The 14,217-nt window shown below is 61.2% G+C and carries 17 protein-coding genes; 7 read left to right on the top strand and 10 right to left on the bottom strand.

Annotated elements, in window-relative coordinates:
• Nucleotides 1–266 precede the first annotated feature (266 nt).
• From VC35_RS03940 to cysG, 6 genes are all read left to right on the top strand, one after another.
• Nucleotides 267–2,678, top strand: a complete 2,412-nt coding sequence (locus VC35_RS03940) for a DNA translocase FtsK (protein WP_046037865.1) — start codon at nucleotides 267–269, stop codon at nucleotides 2,676–2,678.
• A 66-nt stretch (nucleotides 2,679–2,744) separates the two neighbouring features.
• A complete protein-coding gene (gene lolA / locus VC35_RS03945) occupies nucleotides 2,745–3,368 on the top strand; it encodes an outer membrane lipoprotein periplasmic chaperone LolA (RefSeq protein ID WP_008049385.1) in 624 nt (207 codons plus the stop codon).
• A 111-nt stretch (nucleotides 3,369–3,479) separates the two neighbouring features.
• Nucleotides 3,480–4,802 (top strand): replication-associated recombination protein A, encoded by a 1,323-nt coding sequence (locus VC35_RS03950; protein ID WP_046037867.1) that lies wholly within the window; start codon nucleotides 3,480–3,482, stop codon nucleotides 4,800–4,802.
• Nucleotides 4,802–5,176, top strand: coding sequence for a fluoride efflux transporter CrcB (gene crcB / locus VC35_RS03955; RefSeq protein ID WP_008049383.1), 375 nt, complete (start codon nucleotides 4,802–4,804; stop codon nucleotides 5,174–5,176). The genes VC35_RS03950 and crcB overlap by 1 nt, the downstream gene beginning before the upstream one ends.
• A 16-nt stretch (nucleotides 5,177–5,192) precedes the next feature.
• On the top strand, nucleotides 5,193–6,473 hold the full coding sequence (serS, locus tag VC35_RS03960) for a serine--tRNA ligase (protein WP_046037868.1): 1,281 nt from the start codon (nucleotides 5,193–5,195) through the stop codon (nucleotides 6,471–6,473).
• Entirely contained in the window at nucleotides 6,474–7,868 is a 1,395-nt protein-coding gene (cysG, locus tag VC35_RS03965) for a siroheme synthase CysG (RefSeq protein ID WP_046037869.1), read from the top strand. It begins immediately after the preceding gene.
• Nucleotides 7,869–7,985: 117 nt separating this feature from the next.
• On the opposite strand, the gene VC35_RS03970 is transcribed toward cysG, so the two are convergent.
• From VC35_RS03970 to VC35_RS04010, 9 genes are all read right to left on the bottom strand, one after another.
• Nucleotides 7,986–8,987, bottom strand: coding sequence for a glutathione S-transferase family protein (locus VC35_RS03970; protein WP_046037870.1), 1,002 nt, complete (start codon nucleotides 8,985–8,987; stop codon nucleotides 7,986–7,988).
• Between the two features lie 91 nt (nucleotides 8,988–9,078).
• Entirely contained in the window at nucleotides 9,079–10,080 is a 1,002-nt protein-coding gene (locus VC35_RS03975) for a glycosyl transferase family protein (RefSeq protein ID WP_046037871.1), read from the bottom strand.
• Entirely contained in the window at nucleotides 10,077–10,412 is a 336-nt protein-coding gene (locus tag VC35_RS03980) for a TusE/DsrC/DsvC family sulfur relay protein (protein WP_046037873.1), read from the bottom strand. Before VC35_RS03980 ends, VC35_RS03975 begins: the two co-directional genes overlap by 4 nt.
• A complete protein-coding gene (tusB, locus tag VC35_RS03985; RefSeq protein WP_046037875.1) occupies nucleotides 10,409–10,702 on the bottom strand; it encodes a sulfurtransferase complex subunit TusB in 294 nt (97 codons plus the stop codon). Before tusB ends, VC35_RS03980 begins: the two co-directional genes overlap by 4 nt.
• On the bottom strand, nucleotides 10,702–11,064 hold the full coding sequence (tusC, locus tag VC35_RS03990; RefSeq protein ID WP_046037876.1) for a sulfurtransferase complex subunit TusC: 363 nt from the start codon (nucleotides 11,062–11,064) through the stop codon (nucleotides 10,702–10,704). The genes tusB and tusC overlap by 1 nt, the downstream gene beginning before the upstream one ends.
• A gap of 1 nt (nucleotide 11,065) precedes the next feature.
• Complete coding sequence (gene tusD, locus VC35_RS03995; protein WP_046037979.1) at nucleotides 11,066–11,458, bottom strand: sulfurtransferase complex subunit TusD; 393 nt, start codon at nucleotides 11,456–11,458, stop codon at nucleotides 11,066–11,068.
• Between the two features lie 212 nt (nucleotides 11,459–11,670).
• Complete coding sequence (locus VC35_RS04000) at nucleotides 11,671–12,375, bottom strand: YoaK family protein (RefSeq protein WP_046037877.1); 705 nt, start codon at nucleotides 12,373–12,375, stop codon at nucleotides 11,671–11,673.
• A 25-nt stretch (nucleotides 12,376–12,400) separates the two neighbouring features.
• The gene (locus VC35_RS04005) at nucleotides 12,401–12,730 is read right to left on the bottom strand and encodes a DUF6388 family protein (RefSeq protein WP_046037878.1); all 330 of its coding nucleotides are present in this window, start codon (nucleotides 12,728–12,730) and stop codon (nucleotides 12,401–12,403) included.
• Between the two features lie 20 nt (nucleotides 12,731–12,750).
• Nucleotides 12,751–12,999, bottom strand: a complete 249-nt coding sequence (locus VC35_RS04010) for a hypothetical protein (protein WP_008015571.1) — start codon at nucleotides 12,997–12,999, stop codon at nucleotides 12,751–12,753.
• Between the two features lie 148 nt (nucleotides 13,000–13,147).
• Between VC35_RS04010 and VC35_RS04015 the strand changes: the two genes are divergently transcribed.
• Entirely contained in the window at nucleotides 13,148–13,498 is a 351-nt protein-coding gene (locus tag VC35_RS04015) for a hypothetical protein (protein ID WP_046037881.1), read from the top strand.
• A 130-nt stretch (nucleotides 13,499–13,628) separates the two neighbouring features.
• Here the strand turns inward: VC35_RS04015 and VC35_RS04020 are convergent, their stop codons facing one another.
• A complete protein-coding gene (locus VC35_RS04020) occupies nucleotides 13,629–14,054 on the bottom strand; it encodes a GNAT family N-acetyltransferase (protein ID WP_046037883.1) in 426 nt (141 codons plus the stop codon).
• Nucleotides 14,055–14,217: the final 163 nt, after the last annotated feature.

Genomic DNA, 14,217 nt, shown 5'->3' on the forward strand with positions numbered 1-14,217 from the left:
GCTCAAATTGAACAGCATGTCATATGCTTTTGACTATGCTACACCCAAGGGTCTCAAGCATGGCGTCGTGCGTACAAACCCGTACAATGCCCTGCGTGTTACATATATTCAGTGCGCGCCATGTTTATAAAAACCGGGGCGCAGTGTTAAAAGTAGTCCCGGTAACGCGTGTTAACTTTTTTACCTGCCTGGATTGGGCGGTTTTTTCGCAGTTTTTATAGACATTCATCAGATGGACGCGCCATAGGCGCAGGAAAAGAAGCGTTTTGAAGAAATCCACCGCAGCACCTAAACCAGCCGTCGTACCGCTCTGGCGCCAGCACTTGCACTACCGACTCAAGGAAGGTGCGCTGATCGCCATCGGTGCCTTGTGCCTGTTCCTGATGATGGCCTTGTTGACTTACGGCAAGGACGATCCGGGCTGGAGTCATAACAGCAAGATCGACGACGTGCAGAACTTCGGCGGGCCAGCGGGCTCCTACAGCGCCGATATCCTGTTCATGGTGCTGGGTTACTTCGCCTACATCTTCCCGTTGCTGCTGGCCGTCAAGGCGTACCAGATCTTCCGCCAGCGTCACGAACCGTGGCAGTGGAGCGGCTGGCTGTTCTCCTGGCGCCTGATCGGCCTGGTGTTCCTGGTGCTGTCGGGCGCCGCTCTGGCCCATATCCATTTCCATGCCGCGACCGGTCTGCCGGCCGGTGCGGGCGGTGCGTTGGGGGAAAGCCTCGGCGAACTGGCCAGGAACGCCCTGAATATCCAGGGCAGTACGCTGTTGTTCATTGCCTTGTTCCTGTTCGGCCTGACCGTGTTTAGCGACCTGTCGTGGTTCAAGGTGATGGACATCACCGGCAAGATCACCCTCGACCTGTTCGAACTGTTCCAGGGCGCGGCCAATCGCTGGTGGGCGGCCCGTACCGAGCGCAAACAGCTGGTTGCCCAGTTGCGTGAAGTCGACGACCGTATGGATGAAGTGGTCGCGCCGACCGTCACCGACAAGCGCGAGCAGGCCAAGGTCAAGGAACGTCTGATCGAGCGCGAGCAAGCCCTGAGCAAGCACATGTCCGAGCGTGAGAAGCAGGTGCCGCCGGTGATTGCACCCGCGCCGCCAAAGCCCGCCGCGCCGAGCAAACGCGTCGAGAAAGAGAAGCAGGCGCCGCTGTTCGTCGACAGCGCCGTGGAAGGCACGTTGCCGCCTATTTCGATTCTCGACCCGGCGGAAAAGAAACAGCTCAATTATTCGCCTGAATCCCTGGCTGCGGTTGGCCACTTGCTGGAAATCAAGCTCAAGGAATTCGGCGTCGAAGTCACGGTGGATTCGATTCACCCGGGCCCGGTGATCACCCGTTACGAGATCCAGCCGGCGGCCGGGGTCAAGGTCAGCCGTATTTCCAACCTGGCCAAAGACCTTGCCCGCTCCCTGGCCGTGACCAGCGTGCGCGTGGTGGAAGTGATTCCGGGCAAGACCACGGTCGGTATCGAGATTCCCAACGAAGACCGGCAGATCGTGCGTTTCTCCGAGGTGTTGTCGACCCCCGAGTACGATAACTTCAAGTCGCCGGTCACTCTGGCCCTGGGCCACGACATCGGCGGCAAGCCGGTCATCACTGACCTTGCGAAAATGCCGCACTTGCTGGTGGCCGGTACGACTGGTTCCGGTAAGTCGGTGGGTGTGAACGCGATGATCCTGTCGATCCTGTTCAAGTCTGGCCCGGAAGACGCCAAGCTGATCATGATCGACCCGAAAATGCTTGAGCTGTCGATCTACGAAGGCATTCCGCACCTGCTGTGCCCGGTGGTCACCGACATGAAGGACGCCGCCAACGCCCTGCGCTGGAGCGTTGCCGAGATGGAACGGCGCTACAAGCTGATGGCCAAGATGGGTGTGCGAAACCTGTCGGGCTTCAACGCCAAGGTCAAGGAAGCCCAGGATGCCGGCGAGCCGTTGAGCGACCCGCTGTACAAGCGCGAAAGCATTCACGACGAAGCGCCGCTGCTGCAAAAACTGCCGACCATTGTGGTAGTGGTCGACGAATTCGCCGACATGATGATGATCGTCGGCAAGAAGGTTGAGGAACTGATCGCCCGTATCGCGCAAAAGGCTCGTGCGGCCGGTATTCACTTGATCCTGGCGACCCAGCGTCCGTCGGTGGATGTGATCACTGGTTTGATCAAGGCCAACATCCCGACCCGCATGGCGTTCCAGGTATCGAGCAAGATCGACTCGCGGACCATCATCGACCAGGGCGGTGCCGAACAACTGCTGGGTCACGGTGACATGCTCTACATGCCGCCGGGCACCAGCCTGCCGATTCGTGTTCACGGTGCTTTCGTGTCCGACGAAGAGGTTCACCGCGTGGTGGAAGCCTGGAAGCTGCGGGGCGCGCCGGAATACAACGACGACATCCTCAATGGCGTCGAAGAGGCGGGCAGTGGCTTCGAAGGCAGCAGCGGTGGTGGCGACGGTGACGATCCCGAGGCCGACGCGCTGTACGACGAAGCCGTGCAGTTCGTGCTGGAAAGCCGTCGCGCCTCCATTTCCGCGGTACAGCGCAAGCTGAAGATCGGCTACAACCGCGCCGCGCGCATGATCGAAGCCATGGAAATGGCCGGGGTCGTGACGTCCATGAACACCAACGGTTCGCGTGAAGTCCTGGCCCCGGGCCCGGTGCGCGACTGACCCGAGTATGAAAAGGGTGGTGCCTTCGGCGCCGCCCGCACTCCCACGAATGTTATGAGGACTCCCATGCGTCTGATCCGCATGCTGTTGCTGCCGGTACTGGCCTTGACCACGCTCCAGGCTAACGCCGATGACAAGGACGTGGCACGCCTGACCCAACTGCTGGAAAAATCCCAGACCCTGACTGCACGTTTCTCGCAACTGACCCTTGATGGCACCGGCACCCAGTTGCAGGAAACCGCTGGCGAGATGTCGCTGCAGCGTCCGGGCCTGTTCTACTGGCACACCGATGCGCCGGCCGAACAGACCATGATCTCCGATGGCAAGAAAGTCACCCTGTGGGACCCGGACCTGGAACAGGCCACCATCAAGAACCTCGACCAGCGCCTGACCCAGACCCCGGCCTTGCTGTTGTCCGGTGACGTGTCCAAGATCAGCCAGAGCTTCGATATCAGTGCCAAGGAAGCCGGCGGCGTGATCGACTTCACCCTGAAGCCGAAAACCAAGGACACCCTGTTCGACAGCCTGCGCCTGTCGTTCCGCAATGGCTTGGTCAACGATATGCAACTGATCGACAGCGTTGGCCAGCGCACCAATATCCTGTTCACCGGGGTGAAGGCCAACGAGCCGATCCCGGCGTCGAAGTTCAAGTTCGACATCCCCAAGGGTGCGGATGTGATTCAAGAGTAAAACGCCGGATCTGTGGGCGCGGGCTTTTGTGGCGAGGGGGCAAGCCCCCTCGCCACAGGATGCTCGCCAGGCTTGAAACTGTGTGATAACCCGAGGTTTTAAACGTACGTCATGGATCTGTTTCGCAGCGCCCCGATCTCTCAGCCCTTGGCCGCCCGCCTGCGTGCAGCCAATCTGGACGAGTACGTCGGCCAGGAACACGTGCTCGCTCGCGGCAAGCCCCTGCGCGAAGCGCTGGAGCAGGGTGCCCTGCATTCGATGATTTTCTGGGGGCCGCCGGGCGTGGGCAAAACCACCCTGGCGCGGTTGCTCGCGGAAGTATCGGATGCGCACTTCGAAACGGTCTCGGCGGTGCTGGCCGGGGTCAAGGAGATCCGCCAGTCGGTGGAAATCGCCAAGCAGCAGGCCGCGCAGTACGGTCGCCGCACCATCCTGTTCGTCGACGAAGTGCATCGCTTCAACAAATCCCAGCAGGATGCGTTCCTGCCCTATGTCGAAGACGGCACGCTGATTTTCATCGGTGCGACCACGGAAAACCCCTCGTTCGAGCTCAACAACGCCTTGCTCTCCCGGGCGCGGGTCTATGTGCTCAAAAGCCTCGACGAAGCGGCCCTGCGCAAACTGGTGCACCGCGCGCTGACTGAAGAGCGTGGCCTGGGCAAACGCAACCTGACCCTCAGCGACGAAGGCTTCCAGATGCTGCTGTCGGCCGCCGATGGCGATGGTCGGCGCCTGCTCAACCTGCTGGAAAACGCTTCGGACCTGGCGGAAGACAACAGCGAGATCGGCACCGAGCTCCTGCAAAGCCTGCTCGGCGATACCCGCCGGCGGTTCGACAAGGGCGGCGAAGCGTTCTACGACCAGATCTCCGCGCTGCATAAATCGGTGCGCGGCTCCAATCCCGACGGCGCGCTGTACTGGTTTGCGCGGATGATCGACGGCGGTTGCGACCCCTTGTACCTGGCCCGGCGCGTGGTGCGCATGGCCAGCGAAGACATCGGCAATGCCGATCCGCGCGCCCTGAGCCTGTGCCTGGCGGCCTGGGAGGTGCAGGAGCGCCTCGGCAGCCCCGAAGGCGAGCTGGCGGTGGCCCAGGCCATCACCTATCTGGCCTGCGCGCCGAAAAGCAACGCGGTGTACATGGGCTTCAAGACTGCATTGCGCGCCGCCGCCGAGCACGGTTCGCTGGAAGTGCCGCTGCACCTGCGCAACGCGCCGACCAAGCTTATGAAGCAGCTGGGTTATGGCGATGAGTATCGTTATGCCCACGATGAGCCGGACGCCTATGCTGCTGGCGAAGACTATTTCCCGGAAGCACTCGACCCGATCCCGTTCTATCAACCCGTGCCCCGAGGCCTGGAATTGAAGATCGGCGAAAAACTCAATCACCTGGCAAAACTCGACCGTTTAAGCCCAAGGCAGCGGAGAAAATAGTGCTTCCCTTGATCGTTGCGGTTTCCGTCGGCGGGATGGCCGGCACTCTGTTGCGCTTCGCCACCGGCAACTGGATCAACGCGAATTGGCCGCGGCACTTCTATACCGCGACGCTGGCCGTTAATATCGTGGGCTGTTTGCTGATCGGCGTTCTATACGGTCTGTTTTTGATACGCCCGGAGGTGCCCATCGAGGTGCGTGCCGGGTTGATGGTTGGCTTCCTCGGGGGGCTGACGACTTTTTCATCCTTTTCACTGGATACGGTGCGCCTGCTGGAAAGCGGGCAAGTGCCGCTGGCCCTGGGCTATGCAGCGCTCAGCGTATTCGGCGGGCTGCTTGCCACCTGGGCCGGCCTGTCCTTGACCAAACTTTGATAAACGAGAAACCGACATGCTCGATTCCAAACTGTTACGTAGCAACCTTCAGGACGTAGCGGACCGCCTGGCATCCCGTGGCTATACCCTGGATGTTGCGCGCATCGAAGCGCTGGAAGAACAGCGCAAGACCGTCCAGACCCGCACCGAAGCACTGCAGGCTGAACGTAATGCGCGCTCCAAATCCATCGGTCAGGCCAAGCAGCGCGGCGAAGACATCGCGCCGCTGATGGCGGACGTCGAGCGCATGGCGGGCGAATTGAGCGCCGGTAAAGTCGAACTGGACGCGATCCAGACCGATCTGGACTCGATCCTGCTGGGTATCCCCAACCTGCCGCACGAATCGGTACCGGTCGGCGAAGACGAAGACGGCAACGTCGAAGTGCGCCGCTGGGGCACCCCGACGGCCTTCGATTTCCCGGTTCAGGACCACGTGGCCCTGGGCGAGAAGTTCGGCTGGCTGGACTTCGAAACCGCCGCCAAACTGTCCGGTGCCCGTTTCGCCCTGCTGCGCGGCCCGATCGCCCGTCTGCACCGCGCCCTGGCGCAGTTCATGATCAACCTGCACGTTACCGAGCACGGCTACGAAGAGGCCTACACGCCTTATCTGGTCCAGGCCCCGGCGCTGCAAGGCACCGGCCAACTGCCGAAGTTCGAAGAAGACCTGTTCAAGATCGCCCGCGAAGGCGAAGCCGACCTGTACCTGATCCCGACCGCCGAAGTGTCGCTGACTAACATCGTCGCTGGTGAAATCGTCGACTCGAAACTGCTGCCGATCAAGTTCGTCGCCCATACCCCATGCTTCCGCAGTGAAGCTGGCGCGTCGGGCCGCGACACCCGCGGCATGATCCGCCAGCACCAGTTCGACAAGGTTGAAATGGTGCAGATCGTCGAGCCGTCGCAGTCGATGGAAGCGCTGGAAGGCCTGACCGCCAACGCCGAGAAAGTCCTGCAACTGCTGGAACTGCCTTACCGCACCCTGGCGCTGTGCACCGGCGACATGGGCTTCAGCGCGGTCAAGACCTACGACCTGGAAGTGTGGATCCCGAGCCAGGACAAGTACCGCGAAATCTCGTCGTGCTCCAACTGCGGCGACTTCCAGGCCCGTCGCATGCAAGCGCGTTTCCGCAACCCGGAAACCGGCAAGCCGGAACTGGTACACACCCTGAACGGCTCCGGCCTGGCGGTCGGTCGTACGCTGGTGGCGGTGCTTGAGAACTATCAGCAGGCCGACGGTTCGATCCGTGTACCTGAAGTCCTCAAGCCGTACATGGGTGGCCTTGAGGTTATCGGCTAAATGAACTATCTGCCGCTGTTTCACAACCTTCGCGGCAGTCGTGTGTTGGTCGTCGGCGGGGGGGAGATTGCCTTGCGCAAATCCCGCCTGCTGGCCGATGCCGGTGCGCTGCTGCGGGTGGTTGCACCTGAAATCGAAGCGCAACTGCGCGAACTGGTTGCCGGCAGCGGAGGCGAGTGCCTGCTACGTGGTTACGCCGAGACGGATCTGGACGGTTGCGGGCTGATCATTGCCGCCACCGACGACGAAGCGCTGAACGCACAAGTCTCCGCCGATGCCCATCGGCGTTGCGTACCAGTCAACGTGGTGGACGCGCCAGCCCTGTGCAGCGTGATCTTCCCGGCCATCGTCGACCGTTCTCCGTTGATCATTGCAGTGTCCAGCGGCGGCGATGCGCCGGTGCTGGCGCGTTTGATCCGCGCCAAGATCGAAACCTGGATTCCTTCCACCTACGGTCACCTGGCCGGGCTGGCGGCGCGATTCCGTCATCAGGTCAAAGGCCTGTTTCCGGATGTGCAGCAGCGTCGGGCGTTCTGGGAAGATGTTTTTCAGGGCCCGATTGCCGATCGGCAACTGGCCGGGCAGGGCGGTGAAGCCGAGCGGTTGCTCCAGGCGAAAATCGATGGCGAAGCGCCAGTGGCGACCGGTGAGGTCTATCTGGTGGGCGCAGGGCCGGGTGACCCGGACCTGCTGACATTCAAGGCATTGCGTCTGATGCAGCAAGCCGACGTGGTGCTGTACGACCGTTTGGTCGCACCGGCGATTCTCGAACTGTGCCGTCGCGACGCCGAGCGCATTTACGTTGGCAAGCGCCGTGCCGATCACGCAGTGCCGCAGGATCAGATCAACCAGCAATTGGTGGACCTGGCCAAGCAAGGCAAGCGTGTGGTGCGATTGAAGGGCGGTGATCCGTTCATCTTCGGTCGTGGTGGTGAGGAGATCGAAGAACTGGCGGCCCATGGCATCCCGTTCCAGGTCGTGCCGGGTATCACGGCGGCCAGCGGTTGCGCGGCCTATGCCGGGATTCCGCTGACTCACCGCGATTATGCGCAGTCGGTGCGTTTCATCACCGGCCACCTCAAGGACGGCTCCAGCGATTTGCCATGGGCCGACCTGGTGGCCCCGGCACAAACCCTGGTGTTCTACATGGGGCTGGTGGGCTTGCCGATCATCTGCGAGCAGTTGATCAAGCATGGTCGCGCCGCCGATACCCCGGCGGCGTTGATTCAGCAGGGCACCACGGTCAACCAGCGGGTGTTTACCGGCACCCTGGCGGACCTGCCACGGCTGGTGGCGGAGCATGAAGTGCATGCGCCGACATTGGTGATCGTCGGTGAAGTGGTGCAACTGCGCGAGAAGCTGGCGTGGTTTGAAGGGGCTCAATCAGACGTCTGAGTACCGCGTCGACCTCAATCGCGAGCAGGCTCGCTCCTACAGGGGATGTGTAAACGACACAAGTCCACTGTAGGAGCGAGCCTGCTCGCGATGGGGCCTTCAAAACCTGTACAAATCTCAAGCTCTGCGCCAAACCCCTTTCCCGCTCAACCGCTCCCGATCATGGGGCGCGGTGAAGTCCTGCTCCGGCCCTTTCGGCACTACACCCGTCGGGTTGATGGTGCGGTGGCTGGCGTAGTAGTGGTTCTTGATGTGGGTGAAGTCCACCGTCTCGGCGATCCCCGGCCACTGATAAATTTCCCGCAACCAGTTCGACAGGTTCGGATAATCGGCAATCCGCCGCAAGTTGCACTTGAAGTGCCCGTAGTACACCGCATCGAAGCGAATCAGCGTGGTGAACAGGCGGATGTCCGCTTCGGTCAGGTACTCGCCAGCCAGATAGCGGTTGGCGCCCAACAGCAGCTCCAGGTGGTCCAGTTCGGCAAACACCTCATCGAAGGCTTGTTCATAAGCCTGTTGCGAGGTGGCAAACCCTGCGCGGTACACGCCATTGTTGACCGCCGGGTAAATCCGCTCGTTCAGCGCATCGATCTCACCGCGCAGCGGCGCCGGGTAGAAGTCCAGGTCATTGCCGGTCAGGTCGTCGAAGGCGCCATTGAACATGCGGATGATTTCCGATGATTCATTGTTGACGATGCGCTTTTGCTGTTTGTCCCACAGCACCGGTACGGTGACGCGGCCGGTGTAGTCGGCAGTGTCGGCGGTGTAGCGCTGGTGCATGAAGTCGAAGTGATCGAGCTTGTCGCCGGTCGAACCGAGGCTCTGGTCGAAGGTCCAGCCGTTTTCCAGCATCAACCAACTGACCACCGAAACGTCGATCAGGTTTTCGAGGCCTTTGAGTTTGCGCAGGATCAGCGTGCGATGAGCCCACGGACAGGCCAGGGACACGTACAGGTGATAGCGCCCGGGCTCGGCCGCAAAACCGCCGACGCCGGTCGGTCCCGGCTTGCCGTCAGCGGTCAACCAGTTGCGACGCTGCGCCTGTTCACGCTGGAACGCGCCGTCCTTGCTGCTTTCGTACCACTTGTCCTGCCAGCGGCCATCAACTAACAAACCCATGTTCAAGACTCCCGAAACCCATAATCGATGGAGTTGAGTCTATTCCGATGAGTTCGAACAAAAAGCGCAAAGATCGGGCGAAAATGATCGATTAAATCGATTTGTCCCGCGCAGCCCAGTATTTTTCAGCGGTTTCGAAGGCCTGTTCGCGGCTCTGTCCCAGGCCACGCAGGGCCAGGGCCATGGTCGAGATCAGGGCCATTTGCGGGTAGCTGTCGACCACATCGCCACGCCAGACCGCTTTCAAATGTTCAGGATCAAGCGAGGCAGGTTTGACGTGACGCTGCGCCGACAACTGCGGCCATTCCTCATCCCAACTAACGCCGCCGGTGGTGCCGTACAGGTGGCTGTCGGCGTCCGGGTTGATCTCGATTTCGCCGCCATCGCCCTTGATCACGATGGCGGTGTCACCCAGCAGGCCGCTGGCATCGCGATGCACCGCCTGATAACCCGGGTGGAAAATGCTCTGCAGACCGCAACGGGCGCCCAGCGGATTGAGAATCCGCGCCAGCGAGTGGATGGGCGAACGCAGGCCCAGGGTGTTGCGCAGGTCAATCATGCGTTGCAGCTGTGGCGCCCAGTCCATCAATGGCATGAAGGCCAGGCCGCCGTTATCCAGCGCCGAACCCACCTGTTGCCAGTTTCGGCACAGCGGGATGTTCAATTCACCCAGCAGTTGCTCGCTGTACAAGCGACCGGCCGTGTGGGCGCCGCCACCGTGCATGAAAATCCGCACGCCGTTTTGCGCCAGGCACTTGGCTGCCAGCAGATACCACGGTAGATGGCGTTTCTTGCCTGCATAGGTCGGCCAATCCAGATCCACCGCCAGCGCCGGAGGATTCAGACGCTCACGCAAGGCCTCGGTGAAGCCCGCCATCTCTTCCGCGCTTTCTTCCTTGTGCCGCAACAACATCAGGAATGCGCCGAGTTGGGTTTCTTCGACCTTTTCATCGAACACCATGCCCATGGCCTCGCGGGCCTCGACCCGGGTCAGGTCACGGGCGCCGCGCTTGCCTTTGCCGAGGATCCGCACGAACTGGGCGAACGGATGCTCGGCGGGCGTTTCGAGTGTCAGTGCTGGGTAATCGGTCATAAGCAATTCGTCGGTTTGGGCAGGCCCGCCAGTTTCGCGGCGAGTTTGGCGGGAGTGCCTTTGAACAGTCGGTTCAGGTGCAGGCTGTTGCCTTTTTCCGGGCCGAGTTTCAGGGCGGTGTACTTGATCAACGGGCGGGTGGCCGGTGACAGCTGGAACTCGGCGTAGAAACTGCGCAGCAGTTCGAGGACTTCCCAGTGTTCGGGCGTCAACTCGATGTCTTCGGCAGCCGCCAGGGCACTGGCCACATCGGCGGACCAGTCACTCAGTTCGACCAGGAAACCGTCCTTGTCCAGCTCGATGGCGCGGGCGCCGACCGTCAATGCATTCATAGCCAACTGTTGACCTTGTCGTAGTGAATCGACAGTTCGACGAAGGCCGGGTAATCGATGGCTTTGGCCCAGTCTGGAACCGCAAGCGCACGGGCCTGGGCGTCTTCGGCCAGGACGAACAGCTTCAGGCCAAGTGCGCTGAACGCTATGAACGGCGCAGTGCCTGGCTGCAGCGCATAGGCCGCATCACCGGACAACAGCAACCCGTCGCTGGCGCCGATCACGCGCAGGCAACTGGTCAGGCGTTCATCGCCGAACGGGGAATGAGACAACACGTGCAAAGTCGACATCAGAGGGTGATCACCTGATCGTAGCGGTCAATGAGGGCGGTGATTTCGTGGGCGGCCAACACCTGGGCTTCTTCCAGCGACAGGCCGCTCGGGTCCAGGCCGCGCTGGGCGATGCTGTCGCCGCAGGCAAACAGTTCCTCGACACCGAACATCGGCAGGGCTTGCAGGTTGGCGCTCAGGTCTTTCTGTTGCAGGGTCTTGGCGTTCTGACCGGCGGAAAGCTGAAACACGCCGTCATCGAGAAACAACAGGCCGATCGGCAGATCGAAGGCGCCGCCGGCCAACACGATATCCAGCGCTTCCCGCGCGCCCGGGCCGGACCATGGCGACTGGCGGCTGATGATCAATATGGATTTGGCCATGTCATGCGCCTCCGAAACAGATCAGACGGTCGGCATCCTGCGCCGCGTCATGCAATTGACCGAGGCCGGACAATTCCCATGGCGCACCGACGGCTACCGCCTCGCGCTGATAGCGCTTGGCTTCTTCTTCATTCAACACGCCACGACGCAGGGCGGCGGCGATGCACACCACGCCATCAAGCTGATGGTCACTGACGAATGCCCGCCATTGCTTGGGCAAGTCCAGTTCATCCTGGGGCGTGATCACACTGGCGGACGCGTTGTAGACGCCGTCCTGGTAGAAAAACAGCCGGACAATCTCGTGCCCGCCGGCCAGCGCGGCCTGGGCGAACAGCAGGGCGCGGCGCGAGGAGGGCGCATGGGCGGCGGAAAACACGGCGATAGCGAACTTCATGACGGACTCGATCAGCGAAACTGCGGCCATGATAAAGCTTTATCGGCGGGGCGGCTAAAGTGATGTTGTCTGTGCGGGCCTCTTCGCGGGCAAGCCCGCTCCCACAGGTTTTGTGGTCATGGCGTAATCTTTGGCATTGCACAGATCACTGTGGGAGCGGGCTTGGTCCGGGCGGCGATCCGACGATGACGGCCTCACAGCCAACACCAGACTCAGCGCGGCATATACCCCAACTGCCAGCGCCGCGGGATCCTCAACGACAACACCCCAAGCCCGGCAGCCAGCAGGCCACTGGCAAACAACGCCTTGAGCCCCAGGTGGTGTTCCAGCACGGCACCGAGTACCGCGCCGGCGAACATGCCGGTCCAGGGGATCAGTTGCACACGCCAGCCGTTACGGCGCTCGCCGAGCATCCAGCGGCCCAGCCCGCGGCCGAAGCGCGACAGGGCACCGGTGACGTAAGTCAGGCCAACCGGCAGGCCGTTCACTTCTTCCACCGCAGCGTTGAGCATGCCCATTGCAATGATCGCCGCCAGCAGGGCCGGCAGTTGCTCGTCATAAGGCCAGGCTGCGGCGGCGCACAGCAGGGCGGTAATGCACAGCAACAAGGGCAGGGCCCGGCGTCTGCCTAGGCGGCTGACGATAATGCCCAGCGCGTTACCGACAATGAAGGTGGCGACGAGGATCACCAGGCGCAGGGTCAACCCAAGGTCGCCAGCACTGATGGCGACCGCCATCCGGGTGGTATTGCCGCTCATGAACGAGACGAAGTCGCCGCTGGCCATGAAACCGATGGCGTCGGTCATGCCGGCGAGTACCGAGAGCATGGCCACCAGACTCAGGCCTATGCGCCCGCGCCATTTCTGCGTGTGCAAGTGACCGGGGCTGGCGTGGGTCCTGGCGGTGTTGGGCAGCATCGGCGAAAGTATCCCTGAACAGTGCTTAGGGTTTTATCCCATTCAACTCACAATATTCCAGCCAGTCCATGCCGGCCATTTCCGCCACTTCCCGGTGCACTTCCAGGCGCTGCGCTTGGTAGTCCTGGGGTGTGGTGGTGGTTAACTGCAACGTCAGTTCCCAGGCGAACAAGTGCTGGCGTTCTGCTTCAGCTTCAAACGCTTCGTGCAGCCGTTCCTCGCGATACTGAGCCGCCGTTTCACCCTTCGCCTGAGCCAACAGCGGGTTGAGATGGTCGAGTTCTTCGCGCAACTCGGGGCGCGCATCGAGAAACTTCTTGAGTGCTTGCTCATGCTGCAGTTCGGTTGCCGCCATGGTCGCTCCTTGAGAACGGATTACGAAGATTGCTTCTTGCTGGCCTTGGCCGCTGCCGCCAGGCATTCGAGGGCAAACTGTTCGGTGTAGGTCATCTGGATCGGCGTGGTTTCGCCTTTGACGGTCCTTTCGCCGTCGAGGATGTAGCGAATCCGCTTGTCGGTGACGCCGATTCGCTTGGCAATCCAGGAAGGCGTCTGACCGATCTGGCTGATCAGCTTGTCGGCATATTCAGTGCTCGGTTTGTAGAACTCGGCATTAGGTGTCATCAGGTATCCAGTCAGGGGTGCGATGCAGCGTTATTGGCGCGACAGGGTGCGCGAATCGTTGCGCGCTGTCGCGGTATAAATGCAGTAAAGCAGAACGATACGGGCTGCCGGGGTGATAAAGTCCGCTTTTTCCTGATGAGTGAATGCAATGCGAATTCTGATGGTGGCGCTGGCCGTGACGTTGCTGGCGGGATGCGCCGGCTCGGCGATGAACGACGCCCGCACCAAGGCCCCGTACAAGACCCTGAACTCGGAAAAACCGGTAAAAGACGTCGCCCAGTGCGTGCAGTTTTCCTGGCAGGACGAGGCCGTGTTCGGTGTCGATGCCGCTGCCTATCTGCAACCGGGGGAGAAGGGTGGCACGACCGTTTACACCCGTTCGGCGGAGTCCTTCGTCGACGTGACCACCGATGCCTCGGGCACGGTGCTGAGCTACTACGCGCAGAAGGACGATTTCGTGGCCAAGCGCCGGTTGGCGGCGTTGGCGACTTGCCTGTGATTTGAAGGTTTATTGCATACCCCTGTAGGAGCGAGCCTGCTCGCGATAGCGGTAAGTCAGTCGACATCAATGTTGAATGACAGTCCGCCATCGCGAGCAGGCTCGCTCCTACAGTGGTTTTGTGTGTTGGTCAGTAATTCAGGCGCTTCTGGAAGAAGAAGTGCTTGTGGCCCGGCGGGTAATCGGCAATGTGCCCGATCTCGCTGTAGCCGCATTTCTTGTAGAACCCAGGCGCCTGGAATTCAAAGGTTTCCAGCCACAGACCGACGCATTCCTTTTCCCGCGCCAGGTCTTCGGCCATCTGCATCAACCGGGTGCCCATGCCTTGTCCCCGGGCTTGTTCCGGTACCGCCAGCAAGTCTATGAACAACCACTGATAAAACAACCGGGCGTAAACGCCGCCGACGATTTCGTCGTTGTCGTCGCGTATCAGCAACGCGATATGTTCCGGTGGCGGGCTCGCAGACTTTGAGGCGTTGTAGGCGCGTAACGGCACGAGGATCGCCTCGCGTTCTTCGGTGCTGGGGTTGTTCTTGCGTTCGATACGCAGGTTCATGGCTATATCCTTATGGCATTGAAGCCGCAGCCTATCCCGGTCGCAGCGATTGTTCCATCCCCGCAAAAGTTGAACCGGCGCCAACGCGCAGCTTGCTTGAGGGGGCAAGTGCTGTTCGTTTTCACTTAAGATGTGGACCCTCAGACAAATAACAGGACGCGTT

The sequence above is a fragment of the Pseudomonas fluorescens genome (assembly GCF_000967965.1).
GTDB lineage: Bacteria > Pseudomonadota > Gammaproteobacteria > Pseudomonadales > Pseudomonadaceae > Aquipseudomonas > Aquipseudomonas grandcourensis.